The organism is Nocardiopsis aegyptia (genome assembly GCF_013410755.1).
In the GTDB taxonomy this organism is placed as follows: Bacteria; Actinomycetota; Actinomycetes; order Streptosporangiales; family Streptosporangiaceae; genus Nocardiopsis; species Nocardiopsis aegyptia.
The window spans coordinates 6,617,837-6,636,408 of record NZ_JACCFS010000001.1 but is presented as its reverse complement, the minus strand read 5'-3'; the positions used below and the strand labels follow the sequence as shown (position 1 = coordinate 6,636,408).

Genomic DNA, 18,572 nt, shown 5'->3' with positions numbered 1-18,572 from the left:
CGTGTCCCCTCTCACAGATGCCGGTGCTCACCTCGGGCTGTGGCGTAAAACGCCTGTACGGACGCCCTCGGAGGCCGCATCACCCTGTCGTTCCGGCCGCCACGGCCATTAAGCTGTGACGGCAGGAATGACAGGAAGTCGCCGCCGCGTTGACCACTGCGGGGTTCGGAGACCTTCTCCCTCGTTCCCTCCCGCCGTTTGCGACGGCGGCGCCGGCGGGTCCGCTTCTGAGCGTCCTCGCCTCTTTCCATGCGCTCCTGCTCTGCTGTCGGCCTCCTCCTGGACACCCGTCCGGTCGGCCGCCACGCACGCACGGCGGATGGGTTTTCCGATACCGGCCGCGGCGTGTTCCCGGCCGGTGCTTCCAGCCGAGAGGCTCCCGTTTCCTTGTTCTCCACCCTGCGCACGCGCGTGTCCGCACCAGGCCGACGGACCGATCCCTGGGTCATGGGAGTGTCGGGGGTGTTCATGGCCGTGTTCGTCCTGGCCGCGCTCGCCGCCCCCAAGGCGGTGGGCGGCGCGGTCGACGTGGCCTTCACCTGGTCGGCACGCTGGTTCGGTGCCTACTGGCAGGTGCTGATGCTGGCCACGTTCGTCGTGGTCACGATCCTGGCCTTCTCCCGGTACGGCCGGGTGCGCATGGGCGGCAACGACGCTCCGGCGTTCGGCCGCTTCTCCTGGATCGCGATGATCACCACCACCCTGCTGGCCGCGGGCGGTGTGTTCTGGGCCGCGGCGGAGCCGATCGCGCACTACGCGTCTCCCCCGCCCCAGTACGCCGACCAGGTGAGCGGCGGAGCCGAGGGCGCGGCGCTGGCCATGGCGCAGAGCTTCGTGCACTGGGGCTTCATCGGCTGGGCGATCGGCGGTTCCCTGGCGACGCTCGTGATGATGCGCGGCGTCGAGAAGGGCATGCCCCTGCGCCCGCGCACCCTGCTGTGGCCGATCATGGGCGAGCGCGTGCGCACGCACTGGATCGGCACGGTCGTGGACGTGAGCTGCGTGCTCGCGGTCGTCGCCGGCACCGTGGGCCCGATCGGCTTCCTGGGCCTGCAGATCTCCTACATCGCCGGTGAGCTGTTCGGCCTGCCCGACACCTACGCCACGCGCGCCGCGATCATCGTCGGCCTGACCATCGTGGCGGCCGTGTCGGTCCTGAGCGGCATCCACCGCGGCATCCAGCTGCTGAGCCGCGCCAACGTCTGGGTGGCCCTGGCCCTCATCACGGCGATCGTGGCCATGGCGTCGCTGCCCTTCGTCGCCGACCTCTACCTCCAGGCCTCGGTCGTGCAGGTACAGGAGTTCCTGCCGATGGCGCTCTACCAGGGCGACAAGACGTGGGTCGGCTACTGGACCCTGTTCTTCTTCGGCTGGTTCCTGGGCTTCGGCCCGATGATGGCGATCTTCTTCGCCCGTATCTCGCGCGGGCGGACCGTGCGCGACATCTACGTGGGCGCGACCGTGATGCCCACGGTCGTGACCACGGTGTGGTTCACGGCGCTGGGCGGCACCGGGATCTGGCTGGAGCAGCAGAACCCGGGCACGATCACCGGTCCCTACGAGCAGGACGGGCTCCCGGCGGCGGCGCTGTCGATCATCCAGGCGCTGCCGATGACGGGCCTTCTGGGTGCGCTCATGATCCTCGTGGCGCTGATCTTCCTGGCGTCCACGCTGGACTCGATGTCCTACGCGATCTCGGTGTCGAGCATGCACGAGGGCGAGCCCTCGGGGCTGGTCCGCGCGTTCTGGTGCGTGGGCATGGGGCTGGCGGCCGTGGCCCTGCTGCTGGTGGGCGACGGCGGCATCCAGGCGCTGCAGTCGTTCATCGTGGTCACCGCGGTCCCGGTCGGTCTCATCATGCTGCCGACCCTGTGGACCACGCCGCGCCTGCTGCGCGAGATGGCCGTCGAGCAGGGCATCGTCACCCCGCCGAGGCCTGCGGCCCTGGCCGCCGAGGAGGCCGAGGAATCCGAGGAGGCGGAGCCCGAGGTGAGCGCGGCAAAGTGACCGCCCAGTGAGACGGTGGCCCGCCCGCTCCCGTGGGCGGGCCGTAGCCGGCGTGGACGTAGACCTTCCCCTGCACCACCGTCACGCCCGCCCCATCGCCGCCCAGACCGTCGTCGGTGACCGCGGAGTCCCCCCAAGGTCTCCTCGGACAGGACCCGGCACAGGTCGTCGGGAGCCAACTCCATGGGGTCCACCAGATCGACCGCCTCCTGGGGCTGCGCTGTCTCCTCACCCGCGTCGGCATCGGCGGCAGCGGGCTCCGGCTCCCGCGCGACCTCCTCGGCACTGCCGCAGGCGCTCAGCAGCAGGGCCAGCACCAAGCCTCATCGCTCACAGCGGTCACCTTTACGATGTAGATTTTCTCATCATCACGCCGTTTTCCGGAAAACCATGCGAACCCACGTTCGAACTCGCTAGGTTACTCCTCGAAAGCAAACGAACCCGGACGGTGTAACAGCACCGTTCCGGGTTCTGACCACCCATCCTGCAACACCAGGAAAGGCGGCTGGTGATGGACTCTACCCTTCCCCGCCCCCGAACGTCCGACGAAACGACTGATCCACCCGAGGTTTCCGGCCCGCGTAAGCGCCCACTGGGCGCCATGGCCGGTATCGGGTTCGTCCTCCCGCTGTGGATCGGCCGCGCCCGCCGGTCCGGCCTGTTCCCCACCCAGCGCTCGCACCTGCTCTTCAGCGTCCTGGCCGAGGCGACCGACGTGGACGGGCGCTGGTGTTTCCTCCACCAGAGGACCGCGGCCGCGCGCTCGGGCGGCCTGCTCAGCGAGTCCACCGTCCTGCGCGCCCTCCAGGACCTCAAGACGGCCCGCCTCGTCCGTGTCCTGGACCGCGAACAGACGCGGGCCTTCTTCGCCGCCGATCTGGCCTCCGGCGCCCGGTACGCCGACCGACTGCCACTCGTGATCGACCTGCTCGTCCCGGCCGGGGCCTACCCCGAGCAGACCCTGGCCGAGATCAACCACGCACGCGCCCGCCTCGGCGAGGAGCTTCTGGACGCGTCCACACGCCCCGACCCGGCAGTAGGAACGACCCGTCAGCCTGACACCGGCGAGGCGTCAGAACGACGGACAGACCATTCTCCGAAGAACTCTTCCCACCACCCCGGCGGCGCTTCCGTCCGTGGGCGCGTCACCACAGACAGGGGCGCATTACCCCGAACACTCGCACATACGGACATAAGCTCCGCCACCGCAGCGCCTGCCGCGACACCACTCCCCCGACTGCCCGCACGGCTCGCCGCCGCCGTTCCGGCCCACCGCCTCGCGCGTCCCGACCACGATCGGCACGCCCTGGCCGAGGCGGCCCGGCTCCTCCTGGAGCAGGGACTGTCCGAGCACGACCTCGAAGCCCTCTTCACCGGCACCGACGCCCTGGACCGCCCCTTCCCCGCGCTCATGCGCCGTCTGCGCACCCTCCGCGACGCCCGCGCGTTCCTGGCCGGGCACCTCGGTGTGACCACCGTGCCGGGGACCGCCGTGCCCGGGACCGACCCGAACGGTCTCGACGCGGACCCGGCGGCCCCGGACCCGTTCTCCCGACGCCCCCGCTTCGAGGTGGACGACCGCGGCGCCGCGGCCCGCACGTGCGCGCGCCATCCCGGCGTGCGCAACCCGCCCGGCGCCGCCTGCCGGGTCTGCGGCGCGCCCTGCCGTGCGGTTCCCGGAGAACTCCTGCACCCGCCGGCCCGCGCCGACACCGGCCCGGACCTGTGGGAACGGGTGCTGGACTCCTACGCCCGCGCCGCGCGCCCACGGCGGGCCGATCCCAGCGCGCCCGCGCATCCGCCCGACCGCCGACGCGTCATCGCCCGGCTCCGCCGGCAGCTCGCCGCCTCCCCCGGGCCGCCTCCCGGCAGGCGGAAACAGCGGGCGGGGCCCGTCCGGGCGGCCGCGCTCCCGTGAGCGGGCCCCAGGCCCGCGCGGACCCGGAACTCCCCACCGGTCCACGCGCCGCCGTACGGCCCGCGACACGACGCGGGCCCACTCCACCGAGGGGGAGCGGGCCCGTGTGTCGCGGGGGCCGGTCAGCGCGGTAGGCGCTCGGCCAGCCAGGACTCCACCTCGGCCGACGATCGCGGCAGGCCGGCCGACATCACGGTGCGGCCGTCCTCCGTCACCAGCACGTCGTCCTCGATGCGCACACCGATGCCGCGCAGCTCCTCCGGGACGGTGAGGTCGTCGGGCTGGAAGTACAGGCCCGGCTCGACGGTGAGCACCATGCCGGGCTCCAGGTCGCCGTACAGGTGCAGCTCCTGGCGCGAGACGGCGCAGTCGTGCACGTCCATCCCGAGCATGTGGCCGGTGCCGTGCAGGGTGTACCGGCGCTGCAGGCCCAGCTCCAGGACGCGGTCCACCGGGCCCTCCAGCAGGCCCCACTCGACGAGGCCCTCGGCAAGCACCCGCTGGGAGGCTTCGTGGAAGGCCGTGAACGGGCGCCCGGGGGCCACCGCGGCGATGCCCGCCTCCTGGGCGGCGTGGACCAGGTCGTACACCTTGCGCTGGGTGTCGGTGAAGGTGCCCGACACCGGCATCGTGCGCGTGACGTCCGCGGTGTACAGGGTCCTGGTCTCCACGCCCGCGTCCAGCAGGAGCAGGTCGCCCTCGCGCACGGGGCCGTCGTTGCGGGTCCAGTGCAGCGTGGTGGCGTTGGAACCGGAGGCGGCGATGGTGCCGTAGCCGACGTCGTTGCCCTCCACCCGGGCACGCAGGAAGAACGTGCCCTCGATGAAGCGCTCGGAGGTGTCCTTGGCTTGCGGCAGGGCCTTGACCACGTCGTTGAAGCCGCGCACGGTGGCGTCGACCGCCAACTGGAGCTGGGCGACCTCCCAGGCGTCCTTGACCAGCCGGTGGTCGGCCAGGGTCACGCCCAGGTCGCTGTCCAGCTGGGCGGACTTGGCGCGCGACTCCTCGTCGGCGTCCCCGCGCAGCTCGTCGACGATGGCGTCGAGTTCGGCGTCGTGGCCGCGCACGATGCGCACCGCCGTGTCGCCCGAGCGCAGGGCGTCGGGCAGGGTGCGCACGTCGGCGGTGGCCACGCCCAGCAGCTCGGCGGCCTCGGGCAGGCTGTTGCGGCGCCCGGTCCACAGCTCGCCGTAGCCGCCCAGCCAGAACTCGCCGTTGTCGCGGTTGGAGCGGGGCTTGAGGTAGAGCACGACGTCGTGGCCGCCGTGGCCGTCGGGGGTGAAGACCAGGCAGCCGCCGTCGGAGGTGTCACCCGTGAGGTAGGCGTAGTTCGTCGCGGCGCGGAAGGGGTACTCGGTGTCGTTGGACCGGGTGAGCAGCTGTCCGGCGGGCACGACCAGGCGCTCGCCCGGGAAGGCGGCGCTGATCCGGGCGCGGCGCCGCGCGGTGTGCTCGGCCTGCTCGACCGGCTCCAGGTCGCGCCGCTCGGTGTCGGCCCACCCGGTGCGCATCCACGCGGCGAGCTCGTCGGAGACCGACTGCGCCTGCCCGTTCTTGCGTGGACTGAACACGGGCGCGTCCGTCTCTGCCTCCGGGCGTTGCTGCTCGCTCACCTGGGCACACTCCTCATCGGGTCGGTTACGGACGACCGCTGGTCACGGCCGGTTCCACCATCGTACGGAAACGGGGGTCCCCGTGACCTCGGCGCGGACATAGCGGCCCCCATAACGCCCGAATCGCTCGTCCGGGCCGTTTCGGCGCTGTCGGCCGGACGGCGGCGTCCGGACACGGCGCTCTCTCACGCTGTTCTTGTCCGAATCCAATGCCGCGCTGACCCTCACCGGCCAGAGTGGGGTCCATGGTCGGCACACGGGCCGGCGGCACGGCGAACACGGACAGGCGGGACTCATGGCGGACACGAGGTTCCAGGGCGCACCGGTCACCCGGCGGCACGCCCTCGCGGGCGGCGGAGCCCTGGTGGCGGGGACGGCCCTGGCGGGATGCTCGTCCTCCGACACCGGGAGCGGTGCGGGCGGCACCGAAGCGGCCCCGACCGCGGGCGCGACCGACGAGGTGTGCGTCCTGTCCCCGGAGGTGACCGAGGGGCCCTACTACCTCGACGGACAGCTCCTCCGCGAGGACATCACCGAGGGCAAGCAGGGCTTTCCCCTGGCGATGGCGATCACGGTCGTCGACTACACCAACGGGTGCACGCCGATGACCGAGGACGCGGTGGCGGTGGAGATCTGGCACTGCGACGCCTGGGGGTACTACTCGGGCTACACGGACGCGAGCCCCGGCGGCGAGGTCCCCGCCGAGGACGGCGAGGGCGACGACATGTCCTTCCTGCGCGGCATCCGGATGGTGGACGGCGACGGCATCGCCCACTTCAGCACCATCGTCCCGGGCTGGTACAGCCCTCGGGTGACGCACATCCACCTCAAGGTGCACGTCGGCGGCGAGGCCGACACCACGTACGAGGGCGGCACCACCGTGCACACCGGCCAGCTGCTGTTCGCCGACGCGTTCTGCGCCGAGGTCGCCGAACGCGAGCCCTACTCCGAGCACGTCCTGGAACTGACCCCGGTCGAGGAGGACCAGGTGTACCAGGAGGCGGCAGAGACGGAAGGGGATCCCGGCAGCATGGTCGTCTCCCCCGTCCCGATCACCGAGGGCACGCCGGAGAACGGCTACACCCTGTCCGTGACCGTGGGCATCACCCCGGAGGAGACCACGACCGGTGGCGGCGGAGGCGCGCCGGGCCAGGGCGGTACCCCGCCCGAAGGCGGTCCCGGCGGTGAGGGCGGCACCCCGCCCGAAAACGGCCCCGGCGGTGAGGGCGGGGAATAGCGCGCTCAGCGGGGAGTCGCGCACGCGGCAGGGAAGAGCGCGCCCGGCGGGCCGGGTGCCTCCGGCTCAGCCCCGCAGGTCGCGCGCGAACGGCAGGGACGAGCGGTGCGGCAGTTCGTCGAGCTCGGCCGGGTCGAGCGCGGTGTAGCCGATCCGCTCGTACAGCGCCACCGCCTCCGGCTGGGCCGGACCGGTGAACAGCAGCGCGCGCGTGTACCCGAGGTCGCGGGCGGTCTCCTCCAGGGCGGCCATGACGCGGCGCGCCAGCCCGCGCCGCCGGTGGTCCGCACTGGTCCACACGCGCTTGAACTCCGCCGTATCGGCCATGTCCGTGCGGCCCTGCTTGTAGGGGCGTACGGCACCGCCCGCCACGACCCGCCCGTCGAGTTCGGCCAGCACGATCCGGCCGTGCGGGGCCGCGAACTCCGACACCGGGTACATGGCCAGCTCGTTCGCGGCGCCCTCGGCGCCGTAGCGCTCGGTGTACTCCGCCAGGAGCCCGTCGAGCAGGCCCTGCACCCGGGGGTCGTCGTGGTGCACCCGCAGCACGCGGATCTCGTCCGCGCGTGCGGTCCCCGTCGCCTCGGCCCCTCCGGCGCTGGTGTGTGCCACTGTGTCCTCTTCCGTCCGCTCCCCGGTGTCGCCCGGAATCCTATGTCCGGCGCGCGCCGGCCCGCGGCCGTGGTGCGGGAGAGGTCGGTCTCACGCCTCGACGGGGTCGCGCGGCGGCGGGACGTTCGGCGGCGCGTTCGTCGGCGCACTCGGCGGGCGGAACAGGGTTCGGGCGCGCAGGGCGCGGAAGCCGTTGGCCACCTCGTAGCCCGCCTCCAGCAGGCGTTCCCGGGCCTCGTCCGCGCTACGGACGGTCGCCTCGTCGAAGAGCAGGTTGTAGTAGCGCTCCGGGACCCGGTTCAGGGTCGACCGCAGAGCGCGCAGCGACGCCGTGGCGGCCGCCTCGCCGCCGGGAAGCTCCGGCAGCACCCCGTAGGCCCGGCGCGCCCACCCGGGCAGGGTGGCGTAGGAGAGCGCGCCGACCGGGAACCACAGGGGTTTGAACGGGGCCAGCCAGGCGAGGCGGTCGGGCACCCTGGGCCACAGCAGGAAGCGCACGGCCTGGCGCGCCTCGGCGGTCACGCGCAGGCTCGGCCGCGTCCGGGTGAGGTAGCGGCGCAGGTCGGGCACGCTGCGCGGCACGTCGGTGGGGTCCAGACCGACGTAGCCGGCGGTGCGCGCCTGCTCGTCCACGTAGCGGTCCCGCTCGCGGGAGGTGAGCGGCACACCCGCCCGGTAGGTGGTCTCCAGGTAGGAGGAGACCTCCGCGCAGTGCACCCACACCAGCAGTTCCCGCTCGTCGACGCGGTGGCGGCGGCCGGTCGCCGGGTCGGTGAAGGCCAGCGCCCGGTGCACGCGCCGCACGCGTTCGCCCAGGGCGTCGGCCTCGACGGGGCTGCCGTAGGTCGTCACGGCCACGAAGTGGGCGGTGCGCAGCAGGCGGCCCGTGGGATCGGAGCGAAAGTCCGACAGCTGCCACACGCCCTGTATCGCGACGGGGTGCAGGGCCTGGAGCATGAGTGCCCGCACTCCGGCCACCCACATCGACCGGTCCAGGTGGATCTTCCAGGTGACGCTCTCCGGGGCGGCGACGGTCGGCTGCATCCGGTCTCCATCCTGGTTGCGCGGGGGTGCGCGTACACGGGGCTCCGGTTCCCACGATACGGCCGCCCGTGTCGGTCCTCCCTTGGGGTGCCCGTGGCGGAGTCGACGCAAGTCATACCCTCCCTTGGCCGAACGCTGGACCGTTCCGGGAGCAGTCTGGGAAGGAGGCCGCCTCGTCGAGGGAACGGTCTCCCCCTGGAAGGAGTCCGCCATGACCACCCGTTCTGAGAGCTCAGGGCCGTTCGACCTGACCCGCTACACCCACGCCGTGGAGAACAGGGACGCCGACACCATGGTCTCGATGATGGCCGACGACGCCGACTTCGAGATGATCGACCGCCGCACGCCGCCGAGCCGTCCGTCCGTCCTGCACGGCCGCGACGCGATCGCCCCCGTCGTGCGCGACATCTCGTCCCGTGAGATGACCCACGAGGTCGTCAACGTCATCTCGGACGGGGAGCACGTGGCCTACACCGAGCGCTGTACCTACCCTGACGACACCAGGGTCATGAGCATGACGATGCTCGACCTGAGCGACGGGCGCATCAAGCACCAGTCCACCATCCAGGCCTGGGACGACGACGCGGGCCGGTCCATGCAGGTCGGTGACTTCGGCATGCCCGACGACACCGACGACTACGAGAACGCGCACGCCGACCTGGTGGAGATCGGTGGGCGCATGGTCGCCCGGATGACCCTGCAGCCCGGCTGGCGGTGGTCCGAGCACGCCCGCCCGATCCAGGGCACGGACCTGTGCATGAAGACCCACCGCGCCTTCATCGTCTCCGGCACCATCTGCGGCCACATGTCCGACGGCTCCGAGCTGGAGGCCACGGCCGGCCAGACCGCGTTCGTCCCGCCCGGGCACGACGCGTGGGTGGTCGGCGACGAGCCCTGTGTCCTGCTGGACTGGGGCGTCGGCGAGTAGCGCCGCCCACGGTCCGACCACGCGGAGGACCCCCGGCGCCGTACGCGTCCGGGGGTCCCGCGCGCAGCACGGCGCCCGGGTCGAGTGCGCGGGCGCATAACCGTGGTCCGATCAGCGCTCTCTGCCCGCTCATGGTGTTCCGACCCCTCGAAGCACCACGTTGCACGTTCTTGCCACGCTCACGTGTCCACAGGGGCAAGGTGCACTTCATGGATACAGGCGTTGTGTCCCGCCACGGCAAGCAGGAGCCCCCCGTCGAGTGTCAGCGCCCAGTCCAAGGCGTTCACCCCGCCGAGGACGGACAGGCTGCGCAGCGACGTGAACGTATGTCCGTCCCAGATCCGTACGGTTCCATCGCTGCTTCCGGTGGCGAGCAGCAGACGTTCGTCAGGTAGCACAGCCCACGCAACCGCCTCGATCCCCTCGGTATGGGCCGTGAGGACGTGCAGCTCCCTGGCAGTACGCCCGTCCAAGACCCTCACCTTCCCGTCCGAATCGCCGACGGCGAGCAACAACCGCCCGTCGGACAGGGCAGCCCACTCGACGGACACGAACCAGGTGTTACCGAACGTCACCTCGAGACGATGGAGCAGGCCACCCGTGTGTCCGTCCCATATCCCCAGAGCGCCGTCCGAAGCGACGGTGGCGAGGAACGACCGGCCGTCGCGCAGCACCTTCCACGCCAGGTGGTGAACCTGGCCGCTGTGACCGGAGAGAGTGCGGAGCAAGGCGCCGGTATGGCCGTCCCAGATGTCGACGCTGCCGTGAGCGCCGCTGACGGCGAGGAGGAGCTGCCCCTCAGGGAGCACCGCCCATGCCAGGGCCTGGACCAGGCCGACGTGGCCGGTGAGCCCGCGCCGCACGTCGCCTGTGTGCCCGTCGCGGATCCGCACGATGTCCCTGAAGCTGGTGCCGTTCAACCCCCTATGGCTCTCGGTGGCGCTGGTGGCCAGGAACAGACTGCTGTCGGGAAGCGCCGCCCACGCCACCGGGGCCCAGCCGTACTTGGCCGCCGGGAACGTATGCAGCAACGTGCCGGTGTGCCCGTCCCAGATCCGCACGGTGTAGTCCTTGCCGCCGGTGGCGACGAGGAGTCGCCCGTCGGGCAGCACGGTGCACGCCGTATCACGCACGAAGCCGGTGTGACCTGAGAGCGTCGAGACTTCCGACACCGAGACGATCCGGCTCATCGTCCGGGGCGGGCGGTCGCTGTCCCAGCCCTGCCGTGCACGCAGTGCCGAGAGTTGCTCCCGCAGGGCCGTCGTCTCCGGATGGCCCGTCCCCAGAGCCTGCTCGGCGGAGGGAAGGACTTCCTCCAGCACACGCAACGCGTCCGCCGGCTGCCCGGCGTCCACACAGGACAGGGCCAAGTCCCGGGACAGCGTGACCGTCTCCTCATGGCCGGGCCCGAGGATGGCCTTGAGCCCGGCGAGTGCGTGCCTGTACCGGGACATGGCGCGGTCGTACTCGCTGGCCCTGCGGTGAAGATGGGCGCAGTAACCGACGGCCTGGAACACCTCGAGGTGGTCGGGACCGTAGAGGCTCTCGAAGCCCGCGATGAGCTCTTCGCACATCGCTATGGCCTGCGCGATACGTCCGCATCGGGTGTAGGCGTGCAGCAGGTCCACCGCCCACTCTTGCCGGTTCTCGTCACCGGCCCGCAGCGTACGTCCGGCTCCCTCGACCGTCTGCTCCAGCAGTTCCACCGCACGGTCCGGCCGCCCTGCCGCACGACACGCCTCAGCCGTCTTGTGCCGGGCGGCCAGGGTGTCACGATCATCGGCACCCAGACTCCTTTCCAACACGACGAGAGCGCGTTCGAAAAGCGGTACCGCGTCGCGTGCGCGCCCCGCCAGGAGATACGCCGATGCCAGCGCTCTGCAGGCCTGAGCCGTGTCCTGGTGATCCGGTCCCCACACCCGCTCCCTTCGCGTGAGGTTCTCTTCAAGCAGAGCCGTCGCCCGCCGGAGCATCCCGCGGCCCGCCTCACTTCCTGGATCCACCTGAAAGTAGAGCTGCAGGAACATCGCCAGATTGTCGCGTATCCGCAGCGCCTCCGGATCGTCTGGCCCCTCCTCGCGTTCGATGTCGGCAAGTCGGGTGTAGTGGTCCATGACGGTTTCCGGCGGCAAGCGGTGCGGTGTCCGGTCTGGTGGGCCGAGGTCGAGACTGTCACGTTCACCCGACTCGGAGGTGTCGGACTCGGCTGCCTCGGGCCTGGCCCACCTGCCTTTTCTGAACATTCGGCTCATGAGGTCCTCGTCCATGTCCGGGGCAACATGTCACGCGCGAGTTCCAGCAGTGGGCGCGTGGCGGAATCAAGCGGCAGTGCGTCGAGGGATTCGAGTTCGGCGTCGGTCAGTGAGGAGAGTGGTCGCTGGAGGAGGGAGCCAGGGTGTCTCAGATCGTGCAGGGCACTGGTCCAGTCGAAAGAACGTCTCCTGAGCGGCGCATCGACATCGAGCTGGCCTCCGTAGTACACGTACCGCCCGTCCGGTGAGGCGGTGATGGCCTGCACGTTGCGGTTCCCGACCATAGGGCGCGGCACGGGGACCGGATCCAGCGTCACACTGTCGAAGAAGTAGGGTCGCCCGACTCCACTCGCCCAGCCTCCGACGACGCGCCAGGCGGGCACGTAGAACAGATCATCCAGGGGAGGCGCGGCCTCAGCGGAAGCGACCATGCAGCCGAGACCGCTTTCCAACTGCGACAGGTAGAGGCCGCCTCCCGTACCCGAGGTGACCAGTTCGTCCGGTGAGACGAAGGCGACCGAGCGGATACCACCGTGATCCTCGTGCATGCGGCCATCGGACACCAGATCGCACACGTCGGCGTCAGTGACCACGAGCACTTCGCCGTCCGCGAACGCGAGCCGGGTACCTGACGGGTCGACGGCCAGGACGTCGCCGCGGCGCAGGCCGAACGGCACGAGGTCCACCTCACGTGGTCGTCCGCCCGGGGAAGCGACCAGGGCCCCGGGGACCAGCCGCAGTCCAAGGATCCAGCCGTTCGTGGTCGCTGCGGCACGGGCCCCCACGAACGGCGGACCCGCGGCGACGAGCCGCTCCGAACCCGCGGAGTAGTGCACGATCTCGGTTCCACTCGTGCCCCACACACGATGATCACGGACCGCGATCGCATCGTGATCACCGAGGCACTGCACCGACGAGTGCATCTGCGTTCCCTGGTACAGGTTCGTCTTCGGCGCACGGCTCTCCAGGTCGATGACCTCGATGCGTTCGACAGCTCCCCCGTGTTCGAGGACCGTACGCGTCATGTAGGGGCGGTTCCGGGCGAAGGAGACCTGGGAAGCGTCTCCCAGGGGGTAGTCGGATCTCCATACCGCCGCTCTGGCCGCGGCGGCGACCACGCGCTCGGTCCTCCGTCGCCCCTGCACGGCCAGGCGACGCGCCAGAGTCCGATCCGCGTCTCCTTCCGACAGGCCGGCGCTCCGTCGCGGCAGTCGCCGAACCGTCCGTACGGCGTCAGCGATCGGAACCGCGCGGATCAACCGCCACAGGGCGGGCCAGTCGCCGGCGTGGGCGTACCCCTTGGCCGCCCCGTCGATCGCGGAGGCGGGCCCCCAGGCGATCCGCTCCGGTCGGCGCTGCTCGCGCAGTTCGTGGGATGCCACAGCGAGCAGTTTCAGACGAAGGGAGAGATCGGTGTCCGGCAGCGAGCGATACAGGTCGACCGCTTCCTGCAAGGCCTGAACGGCGTCCAGCGAACGATCCATGCCACCGAGCCTGGTACCGAGCCGATACGAGGAGTCGGCCAGCTGCTGCCGGTAACGCGGCTCGACCTCAGCCAGGCTCCGGTACAGATCGGTCGCGTTCCGAGAGGCGGCCAGCGCCTCCTCGTGTCGTCCCCCAGCCCAGAGCGCACTGCCCAGAGCGACGACGGCCGATGCGAGCACGGGACCCAGCGCTGCCGGTTTGAGCCGTGCCATTTGGCGGACACCGACGAGGACGTTCTCCGCTGTGCGGACGGCCTCCTCGTGATTCCCTGCGGCCGAGAGCGCGATGCTGTGGTTGATCTCAAACGGCCACAGATGCTCGATGATCTCCAGCATTCGCAGGGCGCCGGCGTCGTCCATACGGCCTGCGTGGGTCCGGATGGCCTCCTCCAGTTGTGCGAGCCCGTCCTCTGCTCGGTCCGCGCGAATCATCGCCGCACCCATTTCACCGAGGGCATCACCGAGGACCAACCGCTGGGTGTCCGACGTCGGTAGTGGCCGAACCAGCTCGATGCCTTCCGACAACACGGTCCACACGTCGGGATCGCGGCCCGCCCTCGCGAGGAGGTTCGCGTGGTGGACCAGCGCACCGGCAAGGAACAACTGCAGTTCGGCGGCGGTGCCGGCGGGCTCGTCGGAACCTTCCACGGCTTCACGGACCAACGCGACCGCGTCCTCAGCCGCTGTCAGCGCCTCCGTGGCGCGCCCCGCCCTGATGTGGTGATCGCTCAGTTCCCAACTGCGCATGGCCCGGACCAGTGTTTCATCGTCGGTGGCCATCCGATACGTCGTCAGGCGCGTCATGATGTCACCGATGCCTTCGTCGAGGCGTACGTCCTGGCCGCTGGGCAGGAACGGTTCGATGGCCTCCAGTATCCCTGTGTCCAGGGTCTCCAGGCGGGCCAATGAGGACAGCACACCGCTGCCCGCGTCCACTGCCAGCTGCGGATCGCGACGCAGAAGGGGAAAGAGCAGGCGCTCACCCACGTGCGGCCAGCGTTCGGTGGCGGCGATCATGAAGGACAGAGCGCGAGCCGTATAGGGAGGTTCCACATCACCTCTGCGCTGCAGGGATCGAGTGGCGGCAGTGACGGTCCACAGGTCGGTGGGGTGACCGGAGACCGGGGACCCCGGCAAGCTCAGTGCGAGGAAGTCCTCCGCGAACCGGTCCGGCAGCAACGGTTCCAGACGATGATGGCCGCCCGCGTCGGTGGGTGGATAGCAGTGGGCGTGGTCGGTGACGAGCTGTGCCCCCGGGACGGGCAGCGGAAGGTCGTCCAACAGCCGGGTGGCGTCCGCCCCGCTGAGAGGGCCGGTGAGGACGGAGATGAACACGGCACGCGCCAATTGCGTGTCGGATGTCGCGTGGGGGAGCCCGCGATCCCCGTTCTCATGGAGCTGCCGCCAGTTCTCCCGTTCCCGGTCGAGAAGATACGTGGTCATGCCCACCACGTCGGTCGGCGCTCGGCCACCCCGTACCTGTGCGTCAACGGCGACCAGAGCCGCCATGTGCACGGCCAGCGTCAGACCGAATTCCGGGGCCTCCAGCGAACCAGGAGGCTCGATCGCCTCGAGCGTGTCGGCTGACCGCACGATCCGGGCTCGGTGGTACTGGGCCGTGAAGCACCGCCGCGCGGCCTCGAACATGAGTTTGCGCTCACTGTGCCTCCCCGGTGCCGACTGCTCAGGCAGTCCGGCCAGTCGCTGGTCGCTGGTCTCCACGGCTTCGCGCAGCCGATGCAACTTGGCTCGTACAGCCGGCCAGGCGTTCACGGAGCGGCCCACCATCAGGACCCGCACCGGTGTGTCCTGCAGGAGCAGAGCATTGCTCAGCAGCCAACTCACATGCGTGAGCGGCCAGCGGTCGGCGTAGTCGACCAGCACCAGCACACCGACGCGGCCCGCGGTCCTCAGGTCTTGGCTGCCTTCGGCGGGCGGATGGCTGTCCGTACCGTGGACGGCGTCCACCACCAGCCAACCGTCGCGCTCGCTGTCGGCGGCGAGCCGCGCGGCCAGCCGGGTCTTCCCCTGGCCCGCGGGACCGTGGAGCCAGCGAACGGCCATCCGGGCAGGTGCGTCGCGCCAGTCGATCAAATCCGCCAGTTCGGCCTCTCGACCGGTGAACTCGACCACTTCCGCACGCCCATCGAGCATGCGGCTGGGCTGGGCGCATAGCCAGTCAGGATCCTGTCGGGACAGCGCTCGCCTGGCGAACAGCAGGTAGACGGGGGTGCCGTCGCCGAACACATGGATATCCGCGCCGATCGCTCCGTACGCGAACCCGGCCTCGGCCCGGACCTCCTGACGTACGGAGTCCGGGGAACCCGGCCCGTTCCCGCCGGCGCTCACGGTCGTCCGTTCCCCGCCTTCGGCGGCTCGGGCGCCTGATGGTAGACGACGTTTCCGCCCTGCACGGCGAACTGGGTGGCATGGTCTCGCGCCACATTGTGCTGCACCCAGGTCGAACCGTCAGCGGGCGCCCGCTCCTTGATCTGCTCGACCAGTTCGCCCAGCTCAGGCTCCATCTCCGGGTGCTTTTCCAGGAGGTGCTCCAAGCGGCGGCGCCATACGTCTTCCAGTTCGGCCCGAATTTCGTCCGCCTCACCATCATCTGCTCGCGCCAGGACCTGCGCGTCAACGTCCAGCGCCGCGGCGATCCCTTCCCGACCGGCATTCTCCCCCCTCCCGAACAGGTCCGCGACCTCCTGCTTTGTTAATTGCCATACATCGGTCACCATGGCTCCCACCAAACCGGTGGCCGCCGCACCGGCGAGCGCCGCCAGTGATTCCGACAACATGTGCCCTCCTCGGCCGATTGGTCTCACACCATGATGACACTTTGCTCGACCACGGCGCGAACGTGAAAGAAACACTTGTTCCCACACGAAAGTCAGTGTCGAGGTTTTCCGTGCGAAACACCAGCATAAAAAGAGAACAATTTTCACAAAAGGGACATGCGTCGGCATTTGCACCTCTCCAGTCAACGAAAGGCATGCTGATCCTGGACGTCGTGGACGGCTGGACCACGTACATCGCGGTACTCGATCGGCCACCCATGCACCGCCAGAGTGCACAGCCATAACGTTCGCCCGAATGAAACACGCCAGTACACCGGTACCGCGGGACGAATCGAGACGCCGGACTCCGCGTCGTGGGTCACCTTGGCAATGCATGGGCCGCATCCTGCCGCTGATCGACGACCAACTCTGGGACGCGATCGAGAAGCTCACCGCAGGGGACTGGGACGGACCCGCCTTCTTCTCCCACTCACCGGGACCGGTACCGACGCGCCGGCCGGGGTCAGGTCCACCCGCCCAGGACCCGGTCGATGTCATCGGCGATGCGGGACCTGGCCTCCTCCCGGGGGACGCCGTTCATCAGCATCTCGTCGTAAAGCGTGTCCTCGTGCCGGACCGAGGCCACGACCGCGCGGCGCACGGCGCCCGGGTCGAGTGCGCGGCCGGCCGCCGAACGCCCCACCCGTCCGCTGCCGCGTGTGCCCGCGTGCGCGGCGACGCTCTGGGCGCGCTCGTCGGGGCAGCCCGGGAACAGGCGGGTGATCTCCGCGGCGAAGCGCTCCTGGAACACCACGTCCTGGGCGCCCCGGCGCACCGCGTCGCGCTCACGGCGGCGTGCGCGGGCGTCGTCGTCGGCCAGGCACTGGGCCTCGGCCTCCTCCAGGGCGCCCTCCTCCACGAGGAGGCCGGTGCGGCGGTACTTGCGTCGGGAGGCGACCCAGCGCATGACCACCGCCGACAGGGTGCTCGCCTTCTTCGCGCGGCGGGTGAGCGCGGCGTCGCCCGCCGGCAGGAAGACCAGGTGGTCCATGTCGGTGCAGGTGAGGCAGTACGCGTCGGAGTCCTCCATCCGCAGGAGCTCACCGTCGGGCTCGGCACAGGACGCGCACGTCCACGGCCGCGACGCCTCCAGCACGACCAGGTCGGGGGCCTTGGCGCGCAGCCGCTCCTCCCGCGCGCGCTGGGCGGCGGTGGCGGTGGGCGAGATCCAGTGGGCCCGGAAGTCCCGCTCGTCGGCGGGGTCGCCGTCCGCGGTGAACCGCAGCCCCCGCCGCTCCCGGGTGGCCGCGGGGTAGGCGCCCTCCCGGTGATCCAGACCGCGTGCCCCGGCCCACGCCCGCAGCAGCTCGACGGCGGCGCGCTGCCTGTCCGGGGGCGCCTGGACGAGCTCCTGCAGGGAGTCCACGCGGCCCTGTTGCCACGTGTCGACGGCCTTGGCGGTGAGCCATCCGATCGCGGTGAACGTGTCGAGGACGGACACCGCCCCGCGCCGCGTCACGGCCTCGTCGGCGGCCCTCGCCACGCGCCGCCCCAGTTTCGTCTCCAGGCCCGACACCATGCCCCACTCCACTCGTCCCGCTGTGCGGGGCACCACCCTAGCCACGGTGGCGGCTCCGGGCACCTTCGGCGGCCGGTGTGGGCGTCAGCGGGGTCGGCCACCCGCCTTCCGCGCGGGCCCCGGTGTTCCGTTCACGTCGACGACGCGGTCGAGGCGGGTCAGTGTCTCGGCCCGGTGCGACGGAGCGGCACGCGTACCCGGTCGCCCTCACAGCGATGCCTCGACGTCGTGCAGCGCGTCCAGCACCGGCCTGAGCGCGGTGAGGTTCTCACGCTGCAGTCGGACGGGCGTCTCCATCGGGACGCTCTCCGCCTCGCCGGGCAGGTCGTCGGCGGACTGCTCCGTGTCCGCGGCCGGGACGGCGACCCAACGCACCGCCTCGCCATCACGTACCGCCACGACCGCGACCAGGGAGTCGGGGAGCAGGTCCCCGGTGGAGAGCTCGGGCGGCTCGTCGTCGAGCAGTCCGACCCGCTCGGCCGCGGCGAACACCCGGGTGGCCGTGTCCTGGTCGACCTGCCCGGTCCCACGTGGTCACGTTGGACCGCTCAGGACCGGGCCGCACCCGGACCACGTGATGGGCACCGCTGTCCACCCAGTGCACGTCGAACGTGATGCGCTTGCGCTGCCCGTCGCCAGTGCAGTCGAAGCGGTTCGACCACTAGCTGATGATCCCGTCGCGCCAGGTCGTCCGCAAGGTGTTCATCGTGCTCGCGGCGATTCCCGCGTCCGGGGCGAGCTGGATCCGCACGACGACGTGCGTGTCGGCCTGGTGATAGCCCGCGCGCCAGCCGAACCTGCACTCCCGCACGTCGAAAGCGACATCCGTACCGACCCGGAAAGGACCCGACCAGGTCCAGGGATGGCGGTCCATCCGCCAGAAGAAGTAGAGGTTCCCCGACTCGTCGACCGCCAACACTTCCACATTCCCGGGCGCGCCGTAGTTCGACTGGATCAGCGTCGAATCCGTGTACCGGCTGCGCCCACCGAAGCACGCGGGTCCGCTCCAGACCATACCCGCGTCGTTGTCGCGCCACAGGTGCATCAGGCCACCGCCGTGCGACGGGGGATCACCGCCTCGAAGTTGCCCTTGGTCCCGTGCCGTCCCTGTACGAGGAAAT

The 18,572-nt window shown here is 70.7% G+C and carries 13 protein-coding genes; 4 read left to right on the top strand and 9 right to left on the bottom strand.

Annotated elements, in window-relative coordinates; all coding sequences use genetic code 11:
- The first annotated feature begins 447 nt into the window (after window positions 1-447).
- Window positions 448-2,007, top strand: coding sequence for a BCCT family transporter (locus HNR10_RS29310; protein ID WP_179829166.1), 1,560 nt, complete (start codon window positions 448-450; stop codon window positions 2,005-2,007).
- A gap of 601 nt (window positions 2,008-2,608) precedes the next feature.
- On the top strand, window positions 2,609-3,925 hold the full coding sequence (locus HNR10_RS29305; protein ID WP_179829164.1) for a hypothetical protein: 1,317 nt from the start codon (window positions 2,609-2,611) through the stop codon (window positions 3,923-3,925).
- A gap of 122 nt (window positions 3,926-4,047) precedes the next feature.
- Here HNR10_RS29305 and HNR10_RS29300 read toward each other — a convergent pair whose 3' ends face one another.
- Window positions 4,048-5,538 (bottom strand): aminopeptidase P family protein, encoded by a 1,491-nt coding sequence (locus HNR10_RS29300; RefSeq protein ID WP_179829162.1) that lies wholly within the window; start codon window positions 5,536-5,538, stop codon window positions 4,048-4,050.
- Between the two features lie 295 nt (window positions 5,539-5,833).
- On the opposite strand from HNR10_RS29300, the gene HNR10_RS31870 reads away from it, so the two are divergent.
- Window positions 5,834-6,775, top strand: a complete 942-nt coding sequence (locus HNR10_RS31870) for a protocatechuate dioxygenase (RefSeq protein ID WP_179829160.1) — start codon at window positions 5,834-5,836, stop codon at window positions 6,773-6,775.
- 66 nt (window positions 6,776-6,841) lie between these two features.
- Here the strand turns inward: HNR10_RS31870 and HNR10_RS29290 are convergent, their stop codons facing one another.
- Window positions 6,842-7,387, bottom strand: a complete 546-nt coding sequence (locus tag HNR10_RS29290; protein WP_179829158.1) for a GNAT family N-acetyltransferase — start codon at window positions 7,385-7,387, stop codon at window positions 6,842-6,844.
- Between the two features lie 90 nt (window positions 7,388-7,477).
- The gene (locus HNR10_RS29285) at window positions 7,478-8,431 is read right to left on the bottom strand and encodes an oxygenase MpaB family protein (RefSeq protein WP_179829155.1); all 954 of its coding nucleotides are present in this window, start codon (window positions 8,429-8,431) and stop codon (window positions 7,478-7,480) included.
- A 211-nt stretch (window positions 8,432-8,642) separates the two neighbouring features.
- Between HNR10_RS29285 and HNR10_RS29280 the strand changes: the two genes are divergently transcribed.
- Entirely contained in the window at window positions 8,643-9,359 is a 717-nt protein-coding gene (locus HNR10_RS29280; RefSeq protein ID WP_179829154.1) for a nuclear transport factor 2 family protein, read from the top strand.
- Between the two features lie 179 nt (window positions 9,360-9,538).
- Here the strand turns inward: HNR10_RS29280 and HNR10_RS29275 are convergent, their stop codons facing one another.
- From HNR10_RS29275 to HNR10_RS29250, 6 genes are all read right to left on the bottom strand, one after another.
- Window positions 9,539-11,626: a tetratricopeptide repeat protein gene (locus tag HNR10_RS29275; RefSeq protein ID WP_179829152.1), complete on the bottom strand. Its 2,088-nt coding sequence runs from the start codon at window positions 11,624-11,626 to the stop codon at window positions 9,539-9,541.
- Entirely contained in the window at window positions 11,608-15,444 is a 3,837-nt protein-coding gene (locus HNR10_RS29270) for a tetratricopeptide repeat protein (protein ID WP_179829150.1), read from the bottom strand. Before HNR10_RS29270 ends, HNR10_RS29275 begins: the two co-directional genes overlap by 19 nt.
- Entirely contained in the window at window positions 15,441-15,893 is a 453-nt protein-coding gene (locus HNR10_RS29265; RefSeq protein ID WP_179829148.1) for a hypothetical protein, read from the bottom strand. Before HNR10_RS29265 ends, HNR10_RS29270 begins: the two co-directional genes overlap by 4 nt.
- A gap of 502 nt (window positions 15,894-16,395) precedes the next feature.
- Window positions 16,396-17,451 carry a DUF2293 domain-containing protein gene (locus HNR10_RS29260; RefSeq protein WP_179829146.1) on the bottom strand — a complete coding sequence of 352 codons (1,056 nt, stop codon included), beginning with the start codon at window positions 17,449-17,451 and terminating at the stop codon, window positions 16,396-16,398.
- Window positions 17,452-17,658: 207 nt separating this feature from the next.
- Window positions 17,659-17,943 carry a hypothetical protein gene (locus HNR10_RS29255; RefSeq protein WP_179829144.1) on the bottom strand — a complete coding sequence of 95 codons (285 nt, stop codon included), beginning with the start codon at window positions 17,941-17,943 and terminating at the stop codon, window positions 17,659-17,661.
- Between the two features lie 169 nt (window positions 17,944-18,112).
- On the bottom strand, window positions 18,113-18,496 hold the full coding sequence (locus HNR10_RS29250; protein ID WP_179829142.1) for a hypothetical protein: 384 nt from the start codon (window positions 18,494-18,496) through the stop codon (window positions 18,113-18,115).
- Window positions 18,497-18,572: the final 76 nt, after the last annotated feature.